The following is a 23596-nucleotide window of genomic DNA, read 5'->3' as shown; positions in this document are numbered from 1 at the left end:
GCAACTGCTCTCATTTCATTTTCCCACCCTTTTTTTTCTCCCTATTTCCCAACTTTTATGCACAACCCTTTACTTGCTAACCGGCTGGGCCGGTGGCTGGCGGCTACGGCTTTTGGGCTGCTGGCCGTGCCAGCGGCGCATGCCCAGCTGGCCGGCACCAAGGCCATTCCGGGCGACTATGCCACGGTGGCGGCGGCCATCACTGACCTAAACACCCAGGGCGTGGGCGCTGGCGGCGTCACGTTCAACATTGCGGCGGGCTACACCGAGACATTTGCCAGCCCCACAGCCGGTGCCATCACGGCCACTGGTACCAGCGCTAACCCCATTGTGTTTCAGAAATCGGGCACGGGTGCACGGCCGGTCATCACGGCCGGCGTGGGCACTGCCGCGCTGGATGCCATCATCAGCCTGGCAGGGTCTGACTACGTGACCATTGATGGCTTGGAACTGGCCGAGGCCGCGACCAACACTACGACCGCGACCCAAATGGAATTCGGCATTGCTCTGTTCCGCCCTTCTCCCACCAACGGCTGTCAGAACAACATCATCCGTAACTGTGTGGTGACGCTGAACAAGACCAATACCGGCACCTTTGGCATCTACGGCGCGGCTTCAACGGCGGCCCTGGCTACTTCGGTAGCGGCCACGGCGCCCAGCGGCGCCCACTCCAACAACAAGGTGGATGGCAACATCATCACCAACTCCGCGACCGGGATGTATTTCACGGCTTCGACCTCTACGACCCTCGCTAACTATGATGTGAGCAACGAGATTGGCGTGGTGGCGCCCAACATGGTATATAACTTCGGCACCACGGCCACAGGCTGGGGCATCGGTGGCAACTACCAGAGCGCCTTCAAAGTGGTGAACAACGTGGTGAACAATACGCTGAACTACGCTGGCGGCACCACGGCCGCCGTAGCTGCTTCTACGGTTACCAGCACGCTGCGCGGTATTTATGGCAATGCGTGCCCCTCGGCCAGCATCGATATCACGGGTAATACGGTGACGCTGGCCAGCGGTGCTACTACCTCCCTCATGACCGGCATCGATAACGGCATTGGCAGCACCCCCGCTTCGAACACGGTGAACATCACGGGCAATACCGTGACGATGACTTACGCCACGGCTACCACGGCGGCTATCACGGGCATTACGAACGCGGGTGCAGCCACCACGGTGAACATCACCGGCAACACGGTCCAGAACTCGACGGCAGCAGCAGCAACCACGGCTACGTTCATTGGTATCACGTCGTCGGCAGGTTCGGCCATTAACCTAAACAGTAATACGGTTACCAACAACGTCATTGCCGGCACCGGCACTATGACGCTGATTTCGTCGAGTCTGGTGTCGGTTACTACACCGGTCAGCATCAGCAACAATACATTGACCGGCAATAGCAAGACGCCTACTGGTACCTCGTCTAGCACCTCGCTGCTGTGCCTCACGCTGGGCTCGGCCACCACCACCATCACGGGCAACACCATCACCAACAACACCATCGTGACGGCGGGCGCTTCTACTACGGCGAGTACGCTGGTTGGCATCAACAGTACTGCTTCCTCGACGACCAGCGAAACCCTGTCGAACAATGTGATTACAGGCTTGAGCATCAGCGGCACCAGCACGGCTACCACGCATGTAGTACGCGGTATCGTGACGGCCGCCAATGGCTCCAGCGATGTGCAGACATTAAACCAAAACACCATCGGCAGCTTGTCAATTGCTTCGGGCAGCGGCGCGGTAACGGGTATTTCGGTGCCCACCGGTGGCGGCACCGGCAGCATTATTAGCCGCAACAAAGTATATGACCTGAGCGCAACCGGCGCGGCCGCCAGCGTAACTGGTCTGCTGATTTCAGCCGGCGGCACCTACACCGTAGCCAACAACCTCGTTGGCGACCTGCGCACGCCAGCCGCTACGGGCCTGTTGGCTGTCACGGGCCTGAACGTAGCAGGTTCTACCGCTGTGAACGCCTACTATAACTCCATCTCCCTGAATGCTACCAGCACCGGTGCTACGTTTGGCACGTCGGGCATGTACTTGAGCTCAACTTCTACCATCCTCGACGCCCGCAACAACATTGTGGTGAATAAGTCGACGGCGGTGGGCACGGGCGGTTACAGCGCGGCCCTGCGCCGGCTGTCGGGCACCGCGGGCACGGCTCCGGCTAACCTGGCTACTACCACCAACAACAACCTCTACTACGCCGGCACGCCTTCGGCTACCAACCTGCTTTATGTGGAGGGTACCACCACGGCCACTAATGCTCAGCAGACGCTGATTGGCTATAAGTCCTTTGTGGCTGCGCGCGAGTCCAACTCGGTTACTGAAGACGTTCCCTTCCTGAGCACCACCGGCACGGCTGCCACTTTCCTGCACATCAACACAGCCGTAGCTACGCAATTGGAAAGCGCTGGCACGCCCATCTCGGGTATCACAGTTGATTTCGATGGTGACACGCGCAACACGACTACGCCAGACCTGGGTGCCGACGAAGGCACCTTTATCCCCCTCGACCTTACCGGCCCATCCATCCAATACACTGCGCTGGGCAACACGAGCAGCACTGCCAACCGCACGCTAATTGTAACCATTACCGACGCCAGCGGCGTGGCTACAGGTGCTAACGCCCCCCGGCTGTATTTCAACAAAAACGGCGGCGCTTATTCGTTCGTCAACGCCACCACTGTCAGCGGCAGCACCTACACATTCACCTTCGATTTTTCGTTGGTAGGCGGTATAAGCAGCTTCGACGTTGTTCGGTACTACGTGGCGGCGCAGGACCTAGCGGCTACACCCAATATCAGCACTTTGCCTTTTGGCGGCAGCGGCGTTACTCCTCCCGGCACTGCCTTCACCGGCACTGCCAACCAGTTCGTTATTCAGGGTACGTTGAGCGGCGTGTACTACGTAGGCACCAGCACTTCGCCCCAGCCCACGCGGACCTATGCCACGCTCACAGAGGCAGCTAGTGCATACAGCAATAACCTGTTGGGTGGTGCCGTGACGTTCCTGCTGCTCGACAATGCTTATGGCACAGCCGAAACGTTCCCCATCGCATTCCAGGCCAATGCTTCGGCTTCGGCTACCAACACGCTCACTATTCGTCCCAACACAGGCGTAGTGGCCAGCACCATTGCCAGCTCAGGCACGGCTACCGCCACGATTCAGTTCAACGGCGCCAGCTACATCACGCTGGACGGGGCAAATACGGCCGGTGGTACCACGCGCAACCTGTCCATTACCAACGCTAACACAGGCGGTGGCTCAGCTGTACAGATTATCAGCCTCGGCCTGGGCACGGGTGCTACCAACGTGGCACTGCGCAACCTGAACCTGTCCACTGCTTCGGCTAACGCCGGCATTGCCATTGCGGCAGGCGGTACAACGGCTGGTTCGGCCGGTGCCGACAACGACAACCTGACCATTGAAAACAACAACATCGGGCCGGCCTTCCTTGGCATTTACGCTGCTGGTTCGACGGCAGTGAGCGCTGGCGGCCTCGACGGGCTGGCCATCACGGGCAACACCATTGGTGGCGCTACGAGCGGTGTGGGCACGGTGGGCAGCCAGGGCGGCTTCATCGCCAACGCAGTGGCTCCGAGCATCACCCTGAACACGGTGCAGAACCTGACCGGCGCAAGCGCCCTCTATGGCTTCAACTTTACCACAGGTGTAACCAATGCTACTGTGTCCCAGAACACGGTACAGAATCTGCTCTCCACGGGTGCCAACTCCATTGGGCTGTTCCTCGGTACGGGCTTTACGGGCGGCAGCGTTACCCGTAATAAGATTCTGAACATCAGCGCCAACAGCACGAGCGGCTACGGGGGCAAAGGCATCGACGTGCAAACGGGCTCGGCAACCAGCAACCTGCTTATCGCCAACAACTTCGTTCAGATTACAGCTATTTCGGGCTGGAGCACCCTATCCAGCGATGCCAACGTGGGCATCCGACTAGGCATTGGCAGCGCCGTTGGTGGCGTCAACGTGTACCACAACTCAGTGAGCATCACCGGTACCGACGTGACAGCCTCGGCTGACTTGTCGGCCGCACTCTACGTGGGCTCGAGTTCGACTGCGCTCGACATCCGGAACAACGTTTTCCGTAACGACGTGGCTAACCCAGGCAGCACCTCTGCCAAGAACTACGCCATCTACTCGGCAGCGGCCAACACGGCCTTCACCAATATCAACTACAACGACTACTTTGTGAGTGGTGCGCGCGGTGTGCTGGGCTACCTGAGCAGCGACCGCACTACGCTGGCCGCCATTCAGACGGCAACTGCCAAAGACGCTAACTCGCTCAACACAGACCCGCTGTTCCAGTCTGCCACCGACCTGCATGCAGCTTCAGCGGTCATCAACAACGCGGGTACGCCCATTGCTGCCGTAACGGTGGATATTGACGGCGAAACACGTTCGGCTACGACGCCCGATATGGGTGCCGACGAGTTTGCACCCGTTGCCGTGGACATAGCCGCTGGTATCCTGGTAGCACCGGCTCAAACAAGCACCAACAACTGCTTTGGCTCGGCTGAAGCGGTGACGGTACAAATCCGTAACGCAGGTTCAACGACCATCGATTTCAGCGTTAACCCCGCTACAGTATCGGTGGTAGTTACTGGTCCCGGTACTCCTGGCACCCTCGCTCCTGTCACCATCAATACCGGTATTCTGGCCCCTGGCGCGACGCAAAACGTAACCCTGGCCAGCACAGTTAACCTTTCGACCGCCGGCACCTATTCGTTTGCCATCACGGCCACAGCCACCGGCGACGGCAATGCAGCCAACAATACACCCGCAACGGCTCCAACGGTGGTAGTAAATGCCCCGGTGGCCGGTACGCTCCCGCTTACGGTGAACATCTGCCGCAGCGGTACGGCCCTGCTATCGCTCGTTGGTGCGGCCAATGGCACGATTCAACTCCAGCAAAGCACGAGCGCCACGGGTACGTTTACGGACATTACAGGCGCTACCACAGCTACTTTCACGACCCCGGTGCTGACGCAAACGACCTATTACCGGGCCTTGGTAACCTGCGGCACCAACGTAGCAACGTCGAACGTGAGTGCCGTGATTGTGAATGACCCACAAGCCACTGTGACCACACCCCTAACAGTGTGCGCTGGTAGCCCAGCCACGCTTACGGCTACGGCTCCGGCTGGCAGCACCACAGCGTTCCGCTTTTTCACCACGGCCACTGGCGGCACTCCCCTGGCAGGCGCCACCACCACGGGCAACACTACGTCGCTGACGACAGGCAACCTGACAGCTCCGGCCCAATACTACGTCGAAGCCTATACGCCTGGTGGCGGCAGCGAAAGCGTAGGCTTGGCGACCACTACAACCGGCACTGCCAGCCTTTCGCTCCCTTCGGGCCTGCAGTTCAACACCACGGGGCCGACCACTTTCTACTCGGCCGTTATTTATCCGATTGGCACGGGCACAGTTACGGTATCCATCCTGAACGGCCCTACGGGTACTGAAGTAGCGACCACGCCTGCCATTCCGGTTACGGGTACAGGCCTGGCCACGCCAGTTACAATTCCGCTCAACTTGAGCTTGCCCACGGCAGTTACCGGCTACGTGATTCAAGTGAAAACCAGCACGGGCATCACCGGCCTCATCCGGGACAACCCGCTGCCCACTGGCTCAACCTTCCCGTTCCCCACTTCGGCTGGTGGTTTTACCATTACCACAGGCATCAACATTGGCTCGGCCCTGGCGGCTTACTATTTCCTCTACAACATCCAAGTAAGCGCCGATTGCGTTGCTCCTTCGCGCACGGCTATCCAGGTGAACGTGAACCCGACTACGACGGCCGGCTTCACGTATGGCACGGCTTCGACCTTCTGCGTGAGCGGCACCACTGCTCCGGCAGTAGTGCTGGGCACAGGCGCCACGGCGGGTACCTTCAGCTCGACCACGGGTCTGACCATTGACCCCACCACGGGAGCCATTACACTGGCTACCTCCACGCCCGGTACCTACACCGTGACCAACACGGTGCCGACCAACGCCAACCAGTGTGGCAGCACGGCTACCACTACCGTAACCATCACCGCCGCACCGGTAGCTACCTTCAGCTACCCCACGGCTACTACTTACTGCGCCGGCAGCACCAGCACCGTAACGCCTACTTTGGGCACCGGTGCTTCGACTGGTGTGTTTAGCTCGACTACGGGTCTGACCATTGATGCCGTTACGGGTGTTATCACCCTGGCTACTTCCACGGCTGGCACCTACACCGTAACCAATACCATTGCGGCTTCGGGTGCTTGCGCGGCGGCTACGGCTACCGCCACGGTAACCATCACGCCGGCTACTTCGGCGGCCTTTAGCTACGCTACCAGCACGCTTTGCCTGAGCGGCACAAACCCAACCCCGACCGTGACAGGTACTGCGGGCGGCGCCTTCTCGTCTACTACTGGCCTAAGCATCAATGCTACGACGGGCGCCATCAACCTGGCAGCCTCTACGGCGGGCACCTACGTGGTAACCTACACCGTAGCAGGCAGCTGCGGCAGCTCTGCTACGCAGACGCTGACCCTGACCACGGCTCCAGTCGCTTCGTTCAGCTACAGCACCACCAGCGCCTGTGCCGGTTCGGCTACGCTGCTTACGCCCACTTTGGGCACGGGTGCTTCGGCTGGTGTGTTTAGCTCGACCACAGGCCTGACCATCAACGCTACTACGGGCGCGGTGAATCCGGCTACTTCTACGGCCGGTACTTACACCGTGACCAACACGATTGCTGCCAGCGGTAGCTGCGCCGCCGCTACCAGCACCGCCACGGTAACCATCAACGCGCTGCCGGCCACGCCGACGTACACTTACACCTACCCCACGCGGAGCACGGTACTGTTTACCAGCAGCGTGGCACCGGCCGGCACCACTTACCAGTGGTTCCTGGGCAGCGTAGCCATCACCGGTGCTACCAGCCAGACCTACACGGCCAACGGCACGACAGCGCCCGGTAACTACACCGTACGCTTCATCAGCACGGCTACGGGTTGCCAGTCGGCTGCTTCGACACCGCTGGCTGTGACGGCCACTAATCAAGCCCTGGCCGGTTCGTCACTGACCCTGTTCCCGAACCCCACGGCCGATGGCAAGCTTACGCTCCAGCTCAGCGGCTACGCCAAACCCGTAACGCTGTCCGTCATCGACGCGCTGGGCCGGGTGGTACTGACGCAGCAAGTAGCTGCCGGCCAGTCCGAAGCCAAGCTTGACCTATCGGGCGCAGCCAGCGGCGTGTACATGCTGCGCGCTGTTACCGAAGGCGGCACCGATATCCGTCGCATTGTGCGCGAATAGCGAATAGCCGCTCATTGAAAAGCCCCGCTGGTATTACCAGCGGGGCTTTTTTTGTGTCTAGGCCTGTCCGTTATTGCAAGTACAGCAGTGATGGATAGATGACTCCTCCGCGCCGCGATGGCCGCTTACTCGTCATCATCGGGCAGAATGTTAACGTCCTGCACCAGCACCATTTTCTCAATTTCCTTGCCGCGCGTGGTGTTGGCTAGGCCCCCGAGGGCGGTTTCCTTATAGCGGGTTTCCATGCTCTGGCCCACTTCGCCGAGGGCGGCCACGCACTGGTCGACGGGAATGACGGGGTCGATGCCGGCGATGGCAATCTGGGCGGAGCTGAAGGCAATAGCGGCGGCCGAGGCATTGCGCACCACGCAAGGCACTTCCACCAGGCCGGCCACGGGGTCGCATATCAGCCCAAGCATGCACTGGATGGTGACGGCCACGGCGGCAAAAACCTGCTCGACGGGCCCGCCCAGGCAGTACACGATGGCCCCGCTACCCATGGCTGCGGCCGAACCGGTCTCGGCCTGGCAGCCGCCCACGGCCCCGGCCAGCGAAGCATTCTGCTCAATGATGAGGGCAATGCCAGCTGCCACCAGCAGCCCCTCCAGAATCTGACGGTCCGACAGCTTGTGCAAGTCTTGGATGGTGACGAGGACGCCGGGCAGGATGCCGGAGGCCCCGGCGGTGGGTGCGGCCACCACGCGGCCCATGCAGGAGTTCACCTCCTTGGCCCCAAGGGCGCGGGTGATGAGCTGCTTGAATTCCGGAGAGAGGACGGTGACGGGCGAAGCCGCAATCTTCTTGGCCCCGTTGTTTATCATGCCCGAGCGGGAGGTCATGTTGCCGGTCAGGCCCTCGTGCACGGCATCGCGCATCACATCGTAGGCCCGTTGCAGGCCGTCCCATATTTCATCCTCCGTGCGGCCCTTCTGCTCGATTTCGTAGGTGAGCACGGGTTGGTAGAGGGGCTCGCCGGTGGCGGCACAATGGGCGCCCCAGGAGGCGAAATCGTTGAAGAGAAGGGACATGGCGCGGGTGGGAACAGCAGGCTAAAAAGATGTAAACGCAAAGCCCCGGCCGAAGGTGTCTTCGGCCGGGGCGCAAAGCTACAGGTTTAGAACGCGGACGGGCCGCTAGCCGGGGATGCCGGGATAAACGAGGGTTTCGGGCAGGCGCCGCGCCGGCGCATCCAGCCAGTCATTGCTTTTCGTTAGCGGTATAATGAAGCTTTCGCCGGGCATGGTCAGGGCGCCGGCCAGCTTCTGTGCCAGGGCCGCGCTGGTGGCGTCGGGCACGCTACGGCCCGCCGACTGCTCCACCACCAGCACGTAGAGCGGATGCTCAACAAACTGCGTCAACTCCTTGCGCAGCAGCCAGACCCTCTTGATTTCGGTGCTGTACTCAGCCAGCTGGGCGCTGAGGGTGGTCAGAGAATCGGCTGGCAGTCCGTGGGGTAGGAAGTGGTCGGTGGGCCGGATGTTGTCGCGCTCGGCCTGGGCTACGTCGCTGCGGTCGGCGTGGCGCAGGGTTTCGGTTTGCAGGCGGCGGGCTTCGGCTTTGTCGCCACGGCGCTGGTGGTAGGCTTGCTGAAGCAGCAGGCCGGAGGCGCGGGCGCTGGGCACCTGGGCCATCACTTCATCAAGCAGCGCCAGCCCGGCAGGGTCGTCCTGCAACGTGAGCATGCGCCCCACGGTAAACTTGGCCCCTAGTCCGTGCTCTTTGTCCTCAAACAGGGCCTGGAACAGGGGAAGGGCTTCGGCTGGGCTGGCGTGGTCCTCGGTCAAGTCGGCGTGTTCCCAGGCTTCATCGGGTGACAGGATTCCGCCGGCAGCGCGCCGCTCATTCAACGTGCGCAGGCGCTGCTGCTGGGTGCTCAGAAACTGGTGCCGTTCCTTCCAGAAGCTTTCCCGCTCCAGGGCCCAGGCTGTGTCGAGCTCGGCTGCTAATGCGGGCAGGCCCGCTCCAAACCAAACCTCAGCGGCTGTGACAGTGGGCGGGGCAGGCACTGCGGGCTGCTGGCGCAGCGCCGTGAGCCGCTCCAGCAGCACCGGGTGGGTGTCGAATACGTCGGGGTCGGCGGCCAGGGCGGTTTTGAGGAGGTCACCTTCGGTAGTGTCATCGAGGCGGGCGCTTTTGGCCAGCGGCAGCAGGCGGCTGATGGCGTCGGTGGGCGGGTACGGCTGCGCGGCAATGCTCGCCGTCACCACATCCCAGTGCAGCTTGTCGAGGGCTGAGTCGCGCACCACCAGCGCACACAGCGCCTGGGCCAGCGCCTGCGGAGACGTTACGCGGCCAGCGGCGGCATCGGCTTCAAATTCATCGGCCCGCCGCAACGGGTGCGACCATGCGTTGAAGCGCGGCACGTACCAATCGGCGAACTTGCTCAGCCAGGTACCGGTTCTGTTGCGCTCCATCTGGCCCATCAGCTGTTCCCACGACTGCCCTACCCGGTAGACCCAGGCGCTGAACTTGCCGTGCCCGCCGCGCAGGTGACCCAGCTCGTGCGCTACCACGGCGGCCGCCTGCTCTGGACTCAGCGCCTGCAGCAGCGGCAGGCCCACCATTAGGTAGTTGCGGGGCCAGCCTAGCACGCCCAGGCGGGGCAGCTGCACAATAGCAGCGTTAAAATCGGTGGTGAGCAGCACCCGATGGACCGGCGGAGCTGCCATGGCCCGGGCTTGCTGCCGCAGTTCATCAAACAGTGGCGCAGCCTCATCCGGCGTAAGGGCCCGGCCCTGGGGCGGGTCGAATTTCACCCACAGCGAGCGCAGGACCTTCCAGGCGAAGAAGCCCAGCAGCAAGCCGACTTTCAGCAGCAGCGCTACGGCCGTGCCGAAGGCCAGCAGCGCCAGCACACCCAGCATGGTACCCACTGTGCCAAGCAGCAGCAACAGGATGAAGCCGTAGCCCAGCAGGGCCCAGCCGCGCACGCGCCAGCGGTAGCCGCCGGGGTCGGCCACGGCCAGCGGGTGGAGGTGTTCGAGGCGGGCAACGAAGGCTTCGCGGGTCATTGGGGGTAGCAACGAAAAGGGCTTGACTGGCAATGCGCCAATCAAGCCCGAAGCTACAGGAAGCCGCCGAATATTACGCCACCGAAGTGGGCTGTTTTTCAGCTTCCGTCACCAGCTTGATGCTGGCCGAGTTGATGCACAGGCGCAGGCCACTGGGCGCGGGGCCGTCTGGAAATACGTGGCCTTGGTGGGCGTCGCACACGTTGCAGAGTACTTCCACGCGGGTCATGCCGTAGCTGGTGTCTTTCTTGTAGCGGATGGCGCTTTCGTCGACCGGCGCGGTGAAGCTGGGCCAACCGGTGCCGGACTCGAACTTGGTGCGGGAATCGTAGAGCGGGGTGCCACAGCACACGCAGGCATAGAGGCCGGCTTCGTGGGCTTCACAGTACTCGCCGGTGAAGGCGCGCTCGGTGCCGTGCTCGCGGGTGACATGGTATTGCTCGGGCGTGAGCTGGGCACGCCACTCGGCGGGCGTCTTCTCCACACGGCGGGGCGAAGGGATGGGATTGTTGGCGAGGCGGATAACGTCGTTCCAGGTTTGCATATGAGATTGGGAGTAACTTTAAAAAGAAGCAGGAATAAAGTAAACGCAGCCGCAAGTGGGAGGTTTGCAGCCGCCAGGAGATAGACGCATCAACAGTTATTTCCTTACCGCCACTCGCCTAGCAGCGCTAGCCCCGCCGGCCACTCGCCGTAGCCGCTGGCCGTGTTGATGTGGCCGGCCTCACCGATGTCGACCAGCTCACTGCCCCAGGCTTCGGCAAATTGCCGGGCGCGGGCGGGCGTCACCCATTCGTCGTTCTGGCTGAATACAACTGTGCTCGGGAAGGGCAGCCGGGCCAGGGGCATGGGGCCAAAGCCAGTGGTAGGGAAAGCGGCGTAGTGGGCGGTTTCCACGTCGCTGGGTGCCACCAGCAGCGCGCCCTTTATGCGGTGTCCGTACTGCCCGGCCCAGTGCGCCACTGTCACGCAGCCCAGGCTGTGGGCCACCAGCACCACGCGGCTCAGGTCTTCGGCGGCCAGGGCTTGCTCCAGCGTTTCCACCCACTCGGCGCGGTCAGGGGTGTCCCATTCGCGCTGCACGATGCGGGTAAAGGCCGGGTTGATGCGTTCGAAGTGGGTTTGCCAATGGTCAGGGCCGGAGTTGCCGAGGCCGGGGATAATGAAGATGCGGGCGGTTTCTTGCATGGCGCAAAAGTAGCTTTGCGCTCTCCTTCCCTTCCAAGCTATGAAAATTCTGTCCGCGGCCCAGACCCGCGAGCTCGACCAAGCCACCCAAACCGAGCAGCGCCTCATCTCCGTGGAGCTGATGGAGCGCGCCGCCAGCGCCTTCGTCGCCTGGCTGTCGAGTCGGTACAGCTCCGCCGACGCAGGCGAAATCCTCATCCTCTGCGGCCCTGGCAACAACGGCGGCGACGGCCTGGCCGTGGCTCGCCAGCTATTGCAGCGCGGCTACCGCGTACGGGTGGCCCTGCTACCCGCCACCCGCCACTCGCCCGACTGGCAGCACAACCGCCAGCATTTGCCCAAAGCCGTTCCATCGAGCGAAATCAGCACAAAAAAGCTACCCGATATTGCGGCAGGCGCACTTGTAATCGACGCCCTTTTCGGCACTGGTCTCAGCCGGCCGCTGGCGGGGCTGGCGGCCACCGTGGTCACGCACCTCAACCAGGCGCGGGCCCGCGTCATTGCCATCGACATTCCCAGCGGCCTCTTCGCCGACCAGTCCCAGCCCGCCGACAGCGCCGTGGTTTGTGCCCAGCACACCGTGAGCTTCGGCCTGCCCAAGCTGGCTTTTCTGCTTCCGCAAAACGCCGAATACATGGGCGAGTGGAGCATTGAGGACATCGGGCTAAGCCAGAAATTTGTTGCTGACACGACAACGCCCTGGCACTACACCAATGCCGCCGCCGTAGCCGGCGCTTTACCAGTCCGGCCCAAGTTCAGCCACAAGGGCACCTTTGGCCATGCGCTGCTATTGGCTGGCAGCCGGGGCAAAATGGGCGCGGCAGTATTGGCAGCGGGGGCTTGCCTGCGCAGTGGCGTGGGCCTGCTCACGGCCCACATTCCTGGCTGCGGCTACGACATTTTCCAGACCAGCCAGCCCGAGGCTATGTGCCTGACGGATGCCAAAGCCGACTTCATCAGCGAGCTACCGAAGCTGGACGGCTACCAGGCCGTCGGCATTGGGCCCGGCCTGGGGCAGGATGCAGCCAGCCTGGCCGTGCTGCGCCAGCTGCTAAAAGCCGCTGCCAAACCCACCGCGAAAACTGGCAAGCCCCTCCCCCTCGTCATCGATGCCGACGCGCTGAACCTGCTGGGCCAGCACCGCGAGCTGCTCAAGCTGCTGCCCGAAAACACCGTACTCACCCCCCACCCCAAGGAGTTCGAGCGCCTCACCGAGCCCGCCCGCGACGACTACCACCGCTTGGACCTGCTCCGCGACTTCGCCGTCCAGCACCATTGCCTCGTGGTGCTGAAAGGTGCCTGCACCTGCCTGGCCACACCCGAAGGCGAGCTGCACTTCAACAACACTGGCAACCCTGGCATGGCCACCGGCGGCAGTGGCGACGTGCTCACTGGCATATTGCTGGCCCTGCGCGCTCACGCCCAATTGTCACCCTTCGAAGCGGTGCGGCTGGGCGTGTACGCCCACGGCCGGGCCGGCGACCTGGCTGCCACCCACTCCGGACAGGCTGGCTTGGTAGCCGGCGACATCGTGCGGCACATTGGCCCAGCACTGAAAGAGTGGGAATAGCACGTGTGCCCCGATATTTTATTTCGACTCGGTTGAACAAGTCGTTCTTGTGGGCCGAAGTAAAATGTCGGGGCACACGTGCTATTCGCCTCAGCTTAGTAGATACAGCAGTGCCGGCACCAGCAGCACCCCATCAGCCCAGAGGGCGAAGAAATAGTCGCTCCGGCGCTCATCGGCCAGCACAATAACCGTGGCCGCCGCCAGCGCCGTGAGGGCCAGCCCCAGAGGCGGCGCGCCCCGCTCGAACCCCAGCACCATGGCCCCGGCCAGGAAGGTCAGCGCCGAGACTTTGGCCCCAGCAATACCCAGCACTACGGGGAAGGTGCGGGTACCCGCCGCTTGGTCGCGGCTCAGGTCACGGATATCGAACACAATAGCCAGCGCCAGCACCAGGCAAAAGCGCTGGGCCAGCAGCCCAACCGCCTCGGCTAACGGGCGGTGCAGCGCCAGTGTGGGCAGCCCCACCGTGATGGCCGACCACACCCCCGCAATCAGGAATATTTTGAGCAGCGGCACCTCGCGCAGGGCTCTGGCCCGCCCGCGCCAGCGCCCCAGCGGCCAAGAGTAGAGCAACGCCAGCGCCGCTAGTGGCAACAGTGCGGGCAGATAGCGCCACCAGCCATCGGCCAGAAACAGGTAGCCGCCGCCCAGCGCCGCCACTCCGGCCAGCAGCGCCAGCGCTTGGCGGTGCCGCTGCTGCCAGGCCTTACGCCCGGAGGCCCCGGCCGGCTGCCCGTGCTTGAAGGGCAGCACTGCATCGAGGTTGTACACCAGCAGCGTGGCGGCAAATACCAGCATCACCACCCGGCTATGGGCTGCGTTCCAGTCATCAACTGGCCAGCGCCGAAAGGTGGCGGCCGTCTGGGCTGCTGCCGCGCCGGCCAGCCAGACGCTGCTGTACAGGACGGCATCGAGCACTCGACGCAGCCAGAAACGGCTAGCCACTGGGACGGAAGGAGGCGACAACGATACCACGAAACGAAGGTAAAGCAGCGCGAACATCTGTCATTCGGAGCCATCGGTCTGCCTGCTTAGCCTGACCGATAGCTCCGAATAACAGACCATCTCCTGCTACTCCCTTTTACTTCCCGGTTTCGTTGTGGGCGGCGTCTACAGGTTTGCTTTCGGGAGAGCCATGCTGCCGCAGGAAGATACTGAGCATTACAATGCTCAGTATACTTAGAAACTCGCTCTGCCAGTTCTGCAACGACTCGAACCAGAACCGCGAGGTGGCCATGTACTCCCAGGTGCTCACGGGCGGCTGGCCGTCGTGCACCTGCTCGATGCTGTAGACTTCGGCCCCGCCGCGGGCATGCAGGAAGAATGCCCCGAAGAACAGCAGGAAGAAGGCAATGCTCAGGGAGTTTTTGTACAGCTTGAGCAGCCAGCCGCCCTGGCGCACAGGCCACGGGGCGTCTTCCTTGCTGGCATCCGGCTCGGCGTCAACTTCCTCTTCCTCATAGAGCTTTTTCGACTCGGAGGAGCCGCGCTGGCGCAGCCATACGGTGAGCAGCACGTAGAGGCCCATCTGCAGGAACTCGCTTTCCCAGTTCTCGAACGTGGCTTCGAGGAAGTGCCCGGAATGGAAATACTGGCCGGCCGAAAGCTGGGCCATGCCCATGCTTTTCAGCTCGTCGTTGTTGTCGTGCCAGCCAGTCACGAACTGGCCCGCGAGGGTGCCCAGCGTGAGCAGCACAATGACGATGGCGAGGCTATGCTCGTATAGAAAACGCCAAAAAGGCGAAGCTGGGCGGTTAATAGCCATGCTTCGCCTTTACGGGCATCTTCAAAAAAGGTAGCTCAGCCGTAGCGCTTAAGCGTTGCGTTTGCCGAAAGTATCTTCGTAAAGCTTAATGCTGTCGTTGATAATGCGGTAGGCATCCTCCTTGCCCATGAAGCGCTCTACGGTCACGTGCTTGTTGTGCTCCAAGGCTTTGTAGTCTTCGAAAAAGCGCTGCATTTCCAGCAGCGTGTGCGGGGGCAGGTCCGAGATGTCGTTGTAGTGGTTCACGGAAATATCGTGGGCGGCCACAGCGATGATTTTATCATCTTCTTCGTCCTGGTCCACCATCTGCATCACGCCAATGACTTTGGCTTCTACGAGGCACATGGGCACGATATCAACCGAGCAGAGCACCAGAATATCCAGTGGGTCCTTGTCGTCGCAGTAGGTCTGGGGAATGAAGCCGTAGGCAGCGGGGTAGTGCACGGCCGAGAACAGCACGCGGTCGAGCTTCAGCAGACCACTTTCTTTGTCGAGCTCATATTTGCCCTTGCTGCCTTTGGGGATTTCGATGATGGATTGAACGACGGTCGGGGTTTCATCGCCGCGCGACACGTCGTGCCAGGGGTTAAAATGAGTCATAGCGTAAAAAAACAGTCGCCTACCTGGCGGCTGGGGATGTCAAAATTACACGCCAACAGGGTAGTTTGTTAATGAGGCAGCTTAGAAAGTCGTTTTCAGTAACATCTGCCATCCTGAGCGGAGTGAAAGACCTTATCACGCTCAAACAATGACTAGTCCGGGCGTGATAAGGTCCTTCACTCTGCTCAGGATGACAGGATTTTTGATGCTCCGTGAAAGCCAACGCCTACCGGCCCAGCACCTCGTGCAGCGGCACGCCTGAGCAGCCGCTGGGCTCCTGAATGTGCAGAAACTGCGCAATGGTAGGCGCGATATCGGTGATGTGCACGGCGGCCGACGACTCGCCGTGTTTCACGCCCCAGCCCCAGAACAGCAACGGCACGTGCGTGTCATACGCACCGGCCGAGCCGTGGGTAGTGCCTTTCACCACGGGGTAGGCGTAGGCTTCGAGCCAGCCAGGGGCCAGCACGGTGAGCACGTCACCAGAGCGCGGGGCATAGAAGCCATTTTCCTGGTACATGCCCAGCCCCTCGCTCCAGTGGGCGCGCTGCAGGTCGAGGGCGGTGAGGGCCTGCGTCACACCGGGCAGCGTGAGCAGCGCAGCGGCCACATCGGCCTGCGCCTTGCCGAGGTCAATATTTTTTTTGCGGAGCAGCTGGCGGTTGAGGTATACCTGCTGGTTTTCGTAGCTCAGCACCCACTGGCCGGGGCCGTACTGCCGGGTGAGGGCCCGCTGCACCGAGTCGCGCATGATGGAGGGCCCCACGCCGCCGCTGGGCAGCCGGTGCGCCTGGGCAAAGCCCACGGCGTGGGCCGCGGCATGGTCGGCGGTGAGGAAAACAAGGGTCTGGCCCTTGCCCACCTGCTTGTCCAGCGCCTCAAACAGACGCGCCAGCTCCCGGTCGAGGCGCAGGTAGGTGTCTTCGGCTTCGATGGAATTAGGGCCGAACTGGTGGCCCACGTAGTCCGTGCTGCTGTAGCTCACGGCCAGGAAATCGGTGATGCCGCGCTGGCCCATCTGCTCCTGACGCAGGGTTTCAAGGGCAAAATCCGTGGTCAGGCTATTGCCAAACGGCGTGCTGCGGATGAGGTCGAGGTTCTGGTTGGGCGTCTGGGGGTTCTTGGTGTCGCCGGAGTTTTTGAGGGCCGGCTGCACCGAGGCGGGCGCGCCAGCCGCCAGCGTGGGCAGGTCGTGCGGAAACACCGGATTCGTTTCGCCCTTGAAAGGGGCTTCCCAGGTCACGTCGTCGGGCGAGCTTTCGGTGTAGTTGGCAATGGGCAGCAGCGTATTCCAGGGCTTGGCCAGGTACCCGGCGGCATGGCCGGCCGCGTTGAACTTGCTTACCCAATCGGGCAGGGCCGGCTGGTAAAACGTACTGCTGATAAAGCCCCCGTTGGTGCCATCGTACCAGTACGCCGCCGTGGCCGAGTGGCCGGCCGGCAGAATACTACCCCGGTCCTTCATGCTAACGCCAATGGTTTTGGCCTGGAAGTTTGTGGCCAGCCGCAGCTCGTCGGTGATGGTGGTGCTCAGCAGGTGGCGCGGCGACATCTGGCCGGCAGCGTCGGTGCCTCCCACGGCTTGCACGGTTTTGTCTTCGGTCACGTAGGTGCCTTTGCCGGTTTCGCGCTCAAACCAGTTGTTGCCGATGATGCCGTGCACGGCCGGCGTGGTGCCCGTGTACACGCTGGCGTGGCCGGGGCCGGTGTAGGTGGGCACGTAGTTGTAGTGGCAGCTCTCGTAGCTGAAGCCCTCGCCCAGCAGGCGCCGGAAGCCGCCGGCCGGGTACTTGCTCCAGTAGCGGTAGATGTAGTCGTAGCGCATCTGGTCTACCACGATGCCTACCACCAGCTTGGGGCGTTTCAGGGGTTTTTCGGGTCCGGCAGCTAGTGTGGGCAGGGACAAGAGAGCCAGCGCGATAATTTTTTTCATAGAATAGCAAAAAGCAAAAGCCCCGCAAAGATACCGCCGCTCCATCCCCCTCATGCGTAGGCAAGGTTACCAAACCAGCAAGGTGCCCCCATTTTAGAGCCTTTATCCTTCGCTATGAAACCGACCCTCATCTTCGACATGGACGGCGTGATTGTCGACAACACGCCGGTCCAGGCGCGCGCCTTTCAGCTCCTATTCCGCGACCTGAGCCTGACCACCAACGCTCGCAAGCTCCTAGCCCGCCTCAACGGCATGCCTACCACGGCCATCCTCAAAACGGTGTTCACCAACCCCGTACCGGAGAAGCAGCTCAAGCAGTACGCCGACCAGCGTGAATTTCTCTACCGCACGCTGTACTGGAGCAAGCGCCGCGAAACGCCCGGCCTCACCACCTTCCTGAAAGCGGCCCGCGCTGCCGGCTTTCCTATTGGCCTGGGCACCGGCTCACCACCCGAAACCATTGCCTACATCATCGACTACCTGGACCTGCGCGGCTACTTCGATGTGGTGGTGGGCAAGGCAGACGTGGACAAGGGCAAACCCCACGCCGATACCTTCTCGGTAGTGGCCGCCAAGTTGGGAGTCCCTCCTGAAGAGTGCATTGTGTTCGAAGACGCCGTGCTGGGCGAGCAAGCAGCCTACAAAGCTGGTATGCGCTGCGTGGCCGTGGCTTCCACGCTGCCCGCCAAGTCCTTCCAGCATCCGCTCACCGTCATCAAAGACTTCACCGGCCTCACGCCCGAGCGGCTACTGGAGCTGCTGGCCGGGCAACCCAAGATACCCAAGCCGGACCAGCAGCGCGCCCAGCGGAAGTACATGCACCTGGAATAGCCGTCGGCCCGGCGCAGGGGCGCATATTTGCAGCTGCTCGCTGAGCAGCTGGCCCGGCAATGCCCGCGCTGCGAACCCCGAGCCGCAAAACCCTACGTTGCGGCCTTGTTTTGAGCCATCAGCTGCCTGGCCCCACCGAATTCCGCCGCTCCCATGAACCGCTTCGACCGCATCACGGCCATTTTTCTGCAGCTTCAGTCGCGCCGGGTGGTGAAAGGGGCCGACCTGGCCAAACAATTTGGGGTGAGCTTGCGCACCGTGTACCGCGACCTGCGCACGCTGGAAGAAGCCGGGGTGCCACTGTCCGGCGAGGCCGGCGTGGGCTACTCCCTGGCCGATGGCTACCGCCTGCCGCCCGTGATGTTCACCCGCGAGGAAGCCACGGCCCTCATCACGGCCGAGAAGCTGGTGGCCCAGCTCACCGATGCGCACACCGCGCAACTCAGCCACGCGGCCATGGACAAGCTGCGCGCCGTGCTGCGCCGCCCCGACCGCGACTATCTTGAAGCCCTGAGCCCCCGCATCACAGTGCTGCACCCGGCCCGGCGGCGCCCCGAACTGCTGACCCACACCAATGTTCACCAGCAGTTGCTGGCGGCCATTGCCGGGCAGCAAGTAGTGGCCCTGAGCTACCGGGCCGGCTATGAAGGCCGGGCTTCTGAACGCGACGTGGAGCCTATTGCCGTGTATTTTGGTCAGTACTGGCACGTAGTGGCCTTCTGCCGGCTGCGCCAGGAGTTTCGGGACTTCCGGCTCGACCGCATCGAGCAGCTGGTGGTGCGCGCCGAACAGTTTGCCCAGCGCCCCGAAACCCTGCAATCGTTCTGGCAGGAGCGCACCCGGCAGCGCCAACCCACCGCCGCCACGGTGCGCTTCAGGCCCGAATCGGTGGGGCGGGTACACGAAAACAAGCAGCACTTCGGCGCCACGCACGAGCAGCCCACGCCCGATGGCGGGCTGGAGGTAACCTTCCTGGTTGGCTCGCTGCAATACCTGGCCCGCTGGCTGCTGCTTTTCGGGGCCCACGCCCACATTGTGATGCCCCCGGAACTGCGCGAACACGCCCGGCAATTGGCCCAGGCCGCCTACGAGCACTTTTCGGCGGAGCTGTGAAAACAAATTTTAGCAGCCGTATTTCCTGCTGACATAGGGCTGTCACTACCTCACGCGTGCTTTGGGATATCAATCAACCAACCCCCAATCCGCTATGCTGACCGCCACTGTCGAACCCCAGTCCGCCACCTTCCTGCCCGAGCTGGAGCACGAAATCATCCTCACCCGCCGCGTGCTCGAGCGCCTGCCCGCCGCCAGCTTCGACTGGCAGCCTCACCCCAAGTCTATGCCCCTGGGCCGGCTCGCCACCCACACGGCGGATATGATGAGCTTCCTAGCCACCACGATGCAAACCCAGGAAATCGACCTGGCCAACGAACTGGACGTGTACCAGCCTGCCACTACGCCCGCCGACGTGCTCCAGCGCCTCGCCGATGGCGGCGAAGCCGCAAAGCAAGCCCTGGCCGCCGCCGATGACGAAGCCTTTGGCCTCGTCTGGACGATGCGCAACGGCCAGCACGTCATCACAGCACAGCCACGCCGGGAGGTAGTGCGCCACCTCATCAGCCACATGGTGCACCACCGGGCGCAGCTCATGGTCTATCTGCGCCTGCTCGACGTGCCTGTGCCGGCCATCTACGGGCCTTCGGCCGATGAAGCGTAGCACAGGCCAATAACTGTCTAAAGACAATGTAGGGGCGCAGCTTGCCCATCGTTGAACGAAATCATTGAAATGGTGCGAACATTGGGCGGGACAAGCCGCACCACTACATTGTGCTGAAAAGGAAAAAGCTCCAGCCACGCGGCCGGAGCTTTTTTCACTAGATGGCAAACCCCTCTTTACTCCACTACCAGGCGCAAAGCTTTGGTACTGGTGCGCACCACGTATACGCCCGCTGGCAGCCCAGCCGGCAGCGCCAGCGTGGCCGTCCCCGCTGCATCGGCCGAGGCCGAAGTCACTTGCCGGCCCAGCGCGTCGAATACCGTTGCGCTGCTGCCAGGCACCGCGCCCGTGAGCGTGGTGACCTCATCGTGAGTCGGGTTGGGAAATAAAGCCAGACCAGCCAGCGAGCCCGTTAGGGCCACACTACGCACAGGCGAGTAGGCGTACGTACCGTCTGCGTCTACCTGCTTGAGTCGGTAGTAGAGCAGGGCTGCGCCCACGGGTAGTTCCGCGTCTACGAAGTCGTAACTGCGTTGGGTGCTGCTGCGGCCGGCGGCAGCCACCGTACCCAAGGCACTAAATGACTGACCGTTCAGGCTACGCTCGACCTCAAAGCGCTTGCTATCCTTTTCCGATGCCGTAGTCCAAGTCAGGCGCACGGCGGCCGGGCTCGCGGCCGTGGCCGTGAACTGCGTCAGCTCCACAGGCAGCGGGGCCGTGCTGCCTGTGAGATAAAACTCGGAGAAGTGGTCGGCTACGGCAGCCTGGGCCACAAACCAATTGGTGCCATTGGGCGCGCTGGCGGCCAAGCTCAACACCCGAAATTGGCCCGTGCGAAAGTCGTTGTTGCCCAGCTCGCAGTCCTCGTTGGCGCCGCTGTACTGTGTGGCTTTCAGGTTGGCATAAGTCACGGCCAGGTCGGCGGCCTGGAGGCGGATAAATTCGCTGGTGAGGCCATAGAAACGCACGTTTATGCTACTGCCCGTGAAGGTGGGATTGGTAGCCGTGAAGCGGAAGTTGCGGTCAAGGTACTTATGGCCGCGCCCATCCTGGCGCACGGCCCCGGCGCTGCCGGTCGCTTGCAGGCTCACCGTCACGGTGCCCAGGGCAGCACGGGTGTCCTGCCAGGCAGCCACCACGTCGCCGGCTGGGGTGAGCAGGTAGCGCCAGCTGCCACTGCCCGTAGCCGTGTAGCTAGCTGAGGCCAGGCAGCTGATAGGACCGGCATACACGGCCAGTACCGTGAAGGCCGGTGCGCTGATACTGCTTACCCCGGCCGTCCTAACCACCACGGCGCTGCTACCGGGGGCCGCACCAGTGGGTACCACTGCCGTGAGCGAGGTGGGCGAGTTGTAGGTAACGCTGGTGGTTGGTACCCCGCCGAAGCTTACGGTACTGCTGTTTGTAAAGCTCACACCCGTGATGGTAATAGGCAGGCCGGGCAGCTCGGCAGGCAGGCTCAAGCCCGTCACCTGCGGCACCACGCCAAAATTGCAGGGGGTGGTGGCCGTGCCAGCGGGCGTAGTAACGCTCAGGGCACCAGAAACACTGGTGTTGCCTACAGTGAAGGTGAACCCCGATGCTGTAGGTGTGCCCGTAACAGTGCCCGCTACCCCACCCACCTGCACAGCCGACACGGTAGCCAAATTAGCTCCCGTTACCGTGACACTGCTGCCCACTGCCGCGCTGCCGGGGCTGAAGCCGGTAATAACCGGAGCTGTGCCTTTGTAATAGCGCACGGTGCAGTTGATGCTGCGGTCGTTAATTGCACTGGCCAAAAACGCATCGCCGGCGCTACGCCCCGTGCCCCCTATCACACTCAGGTCGGCGTTGGTTGCAATGGTGGTGCGGCCGCTGTTGTTATTGTAGCGCAGGCTATTGCCTCCCAGGCTGGAAATGTAAAAAGCAACGGTTTGCCCGGCAGCAATAGGTACGCTCAGGTTGAGGAGCAGAGGTGTAGGCACGTTCGCCCCCTGCGCCGTCACTCCGTTGACGGTGGCAACCCGCGTCCAGTTCGCCGCCGTGTTCTCGGAGCCGATGTAGCTGCCAGCCTTCGTATAGATTTCGAAACTACCGGAGGTTATCAGGTTGAGATCAAACGAGGTGATGGTAAGGGCTGTAGTAGCCACCACATCGAATTGGCACCCGCCGCCAGTGTTGTCGGCGCTATAAGGCGTGGCCAAGGTGGTGGCCGTCGAACATTGGGCCATGGCTGGACGGATGCCCACCAACAGAGCGAGCAACAAGGCCAGCAGTACGAAACGAGAACGGTTCATTAAAAATAAGTTATGCTGTAAAAAACCCAAAGTTCGTAACAAATATTTGGATAGTCATAGAGAATTACTTTCCTATTATTTGAACGAGAGGGAAGCTATTGTCTGTCCACTTCTAGCAGCTGTTCTCGTGTTTCACACGCTCCGGCCCTTCTCCGGTGGCGGGGTAGTAGCCACGCTCAAAACGCACACCGACTACGCCAGTAAATGCGGCCTGCTCAACCACTATATCTCTCCAACCACCGCACGGCAACCTTACGACATCGGCCACCAACACAGCTTGCTCCTATCGGAAGGCAAAATAAATTTACCCCAGATGTTTGGCCAGGAAGCTTCCAGCCAGGTCCAGCGCCAGCCCGGCGGCCTGAAAAACGCCCACGCTCGTAGGAAAAACATGCGGCATCCCCTCCCAGAAGTGCAGGTCAGTTGTGCTGCCCGCAGCCTGCGCCCGGACCACGTAACGCGTCGAATCATTCAGCAGCACTTCGGCTTCGCCCACGTGCACCTGCACGGGCGGCAAGCCCGCAAGGTCGCCGTATACGGGCGAGGCTTGTGGGTCGTGGGCATCGTGGCCGTGTAGGTAGAGCGCTGCACAAGCCGCCAACGACTCCTGGGTTAGCACGGGGTCGGCCTCAGCCTGTGCCTGCATGCTGGCCGACGTCAGGGCTACATCCGTCCAAGGCGAAAAGACGAGGGTGGCTCGGGGTACCACGGGCTCTGCCTGGCCGGCGGCACGTATGGCCTCGGCCACCGTTACCAAGGCCAAGCCCCCGCCGGCAGAGTCGCCGGCCACAGCAATGTGGGTTTTGCCCAGCTCCACCAGCCCGCGATACGCCGCCAAAGCGTCATCCACGGCGGCTGGGAACGGATGTTCCGGGGCCAGGCGGTAGTCCGGCACGAAGAAGGCGGCCCCTGTGCGGAGCACCAGCTGGCTCACGAAGTTGCGGTACGCCAGGGCCGAGCCTAGGACGTAAGCCCCGCCGTGCAGGTACAGCACGGTGCTGCCCGGCATTGTATTAGTAGCCGGGCAGCACCACCAGCCGGGTACTCCGCCCACGGTATCGGCCGCAAACGTGACGCCCTCCGCAACTGGGGTGTGCTGCATAATATCATCGAACAACGGCCGGGCAGCCGGACCATTGACTTTTCCTTTTACGGGAGCCGTGGCTACCCGCATGGCGGCCATGGCCGTTGAGTCGGCCAGCATCATGCAATGCACCGTGCCGGGAATTTCAAAAGGAAGCATGGAATGGACAAGTAGTGGACGGCGGCACGCGCAAACACCTCAGTTTGTGCCTTGACAGCCAGCAGAATGCGACAAATGTCTTATGTGCAGCTACCTTTGTCAAGTACCTACTTGGACGTCAGCTACCTACGCC

At 62.2% G+C, this 23596-nt stretch carries 15 protein-coding genes; 5 read left to right on the top strand and 10 right to left on the bottom strand.

What is annotated here, in order from left to right; translation table 11 throughout:
- Positions 1-57: 57 nt before the first annotated feature.
- On the top strand, positions 58-7329 hold the full coding sequence (locus tag J4E00_RS06270) for a T9SS type A sorting domain-containing protein (RefSeq protein WP_208174260.1): 7272 nt from the start codon (positions 58-60) through the stop codon (positions 7327-7329).
- A gap of 125 nt (positions 7330-7454) precedes the next feature.
- On the opposite strand, the gene sdaAA is transcribed toward J4E00_RS06270, so the two are convergent.
- The 4 genes from sdaAA to J4E00_RS06250 all read right to left on the bottom strand — a co-directional run bounded on the left by sdaAA (position 7455) and on the right by J4E00_RS06250 (position 11528).
- Positions 7455-8357 carry an L-serine ammonia-lyase, iron-sulfur-dependent, subunit alpha gene (sdaAA, locus tag J4E00_RS06265; RefSeq protein WP_208174259.1) on the bottom strand — a complete coding sequence of 301 codons (903 nt, stop codon included), beginning with the start codon at positions 8355-8357 and terminating at the stop codon, positions 7455-7457.
- Between the two features lie 105 nt (positions 8358-8462).
- On the bottom strand, positions 8463-10340 hold the full coding sequence (locus J4E00_RS06260) for a M48 family metallopeptidase (protein WP_208174258.1): 1878 nt from the start codon (positions 10338-10340) through the stop codon (positions 8463-8465).
- A 73-nt stretch (positions 10341-10413) separates the two neighbouring features.
- Positions 10414-10884 (bottom strand): peptide-methionine (R)-S-oxide reductase MsrB, encoded by a 471-nt coding sequence (gene msrB / locus J4E00_RS06255; protein WP_208174257.1) that lies wholly within the window; start codon positions 10882-10884, stop codon positions 10414-10416.
- A 104-nt stretch (positions 10885-10988) separates the two neighbouring features.
- Positions 10989-11528, bottom strand: a complete 540-nt coding sequence (locus J4E00_RS06250) for an RBBP9/YdeN family alpha/beta hydrolase (RefSeq protein WP_208174256.1) — start codon at positions 11526-11528, stop codon at positions 10989-10991.
- 40 nt (positions 11529-11568) lie between these two features.
- On the opposite strand from J4E00_RS06250, the gene J4E00_RS06245 reads away from it, so the two are divergent.
- A complete protein-coding gene (locus J4E00_RS06245) occupies positions 11569-13098 on the top strand; it encodes an NAD(P)H-hydrate dehydratase (protein ID WP_208174255.1) in 1530 nt (509 codons plus the stop codon).
- Between the two features lie 90 nt (positions 13099-13188).
- Here J4E00_RS06245 and J4E00_RS06240 read toward each other — a convergent pair whose 3' ends face one another.
- The 4 genes from J4E00_RS06240 to pafA form a co-directional block, all read right to left on the bottom strand.
- Positions 13189-14043: a UbiA family prenyltransferase gene (locus J4E00_RS06240; protein WP_208174254.1), complete on the bottom strand. Its 855-nt coding sequence runs from the start codon at positions 14041-14043 to the stop codon at positions 13189-13191.
- A 136-nt stretch (positions 14044-14179) separates the two neighbouring features.
- Positions 14180-14863, bottom strand: a complete 684-nt coding sequence (locus tag J4E00_RS06235) for a DUF6766 family protein (protein ID WP_208174253.1) — start codon at positions 14861-14863, stop codon at positions 14180-14182.
- A 48-nt stretch (positions 14864-14911) separates the two neighbouring features.
- Positions 14912-15463, bottom strand: coding sequence for an inorganic diphosphatase (locus J4E00_RS06230; RefSeq protein ID WP_208174252.1), 552 nt, complete (start codon positions 15461-15463; stop codon positions 14912-14914).
- Between the two features lie 226 nt (positions 15464-15689).
- Positions 15690-17396, bottom strand: a complete 1707-nt coding sequence (pafA, locus tag J4E00_RS06225) for an alkaline phosphatase PafA (RefSeq protein WP_208174251.1) — start codon at positions 17394-17396, stop codon at positions 15690-15692.
- A 114-nt stretch (positions 17397-17510) separates the two neighbouring features.
- On the opposite strand from pafA, the gene J4E00_RS06220 reads away from it, so the two are divergent.
- The 3 genes from J4E00_RS06220 (at position 17511) to J4E00_RS06210 (ending at position 19944) form a co-directional block, all read left to right on the top strand.
- Positions 17511-18227 (top strand): HAD family hydrolase, encoded by a 717-nt coding sequence (locus J4E00_RS06220; RefSeq protein ID WP_208174250.1) that lies wholly within the window; start codon positions 17511-17513, stop codon positions 18225-18227.
- Positions 18228-18380: 153 nt separating this feature from the next.
- Complete coding sequence (locus J4E00_RS06215) at positions 18381-19340, top strand: helix-turn-helix transcriptional regulator (protein WP_208174249.1); 960 nt, start codon at positions 18381-18383, stop codon at positions 19338-19340.
- A gap of 94 nt (positions 19341-19434) precedes the next feature.
- Entirely contained in the window at positions 19435-19944 is a 510-nt protein-coding gene (locus J4E00_RS06210; protein WP_208174248.1) for a DinB family protein, read from the top strand.
- Positions 19945-20120: 176 nt separating this feature from the next.
- Here the strand turns inward: J4E00_RS06210 and J4E00_RS06205 are convergent, their stop codons facing one another.
- Together J4E00_RS06205 and J4E00_RS06200 are read right to left on the bottom strand one after the other, a co-directional pair.
- Positions 20121-22220 (bottom strand): T9SS type A sorting domain-containing protein, encoded by a 2100-nt coding sequence (locus J4E00_RS06205; protein ID WP_208174247.1) that lies wholly within the window; start codon positions 22218-22220, stop codon positions 20121-20123.
- A gap of 304 nt (positions 22221-22524) precedes the next feature.
- Complete coding sequence (locus J4E00_RS06200) at positions 22525-23463, bottom strand: alpha/beta hydrolase (protein WP_208174246.1); 939 nt, start codon at positions 23461-23463, stop codon at positions 22525-22527.
- Positions 23464-23596: the final 133 nt, after the last annotated feature.

Origin of the sequence: Hymenobacter negativus, from assembly GCF_017571495.1 — a bacterium.
GTDB classification, from domain to species: Bacteria; Bacteroidota; Bacteroidia; order Cytophagales; family Hymenobacteraceae; genus Hymenobacter; species Hymenobacter negativus.
Note: the sequence above shows the minus strand (reverse complement) of the source record. Positions and strands in the feature narration are given on the sequence as shown.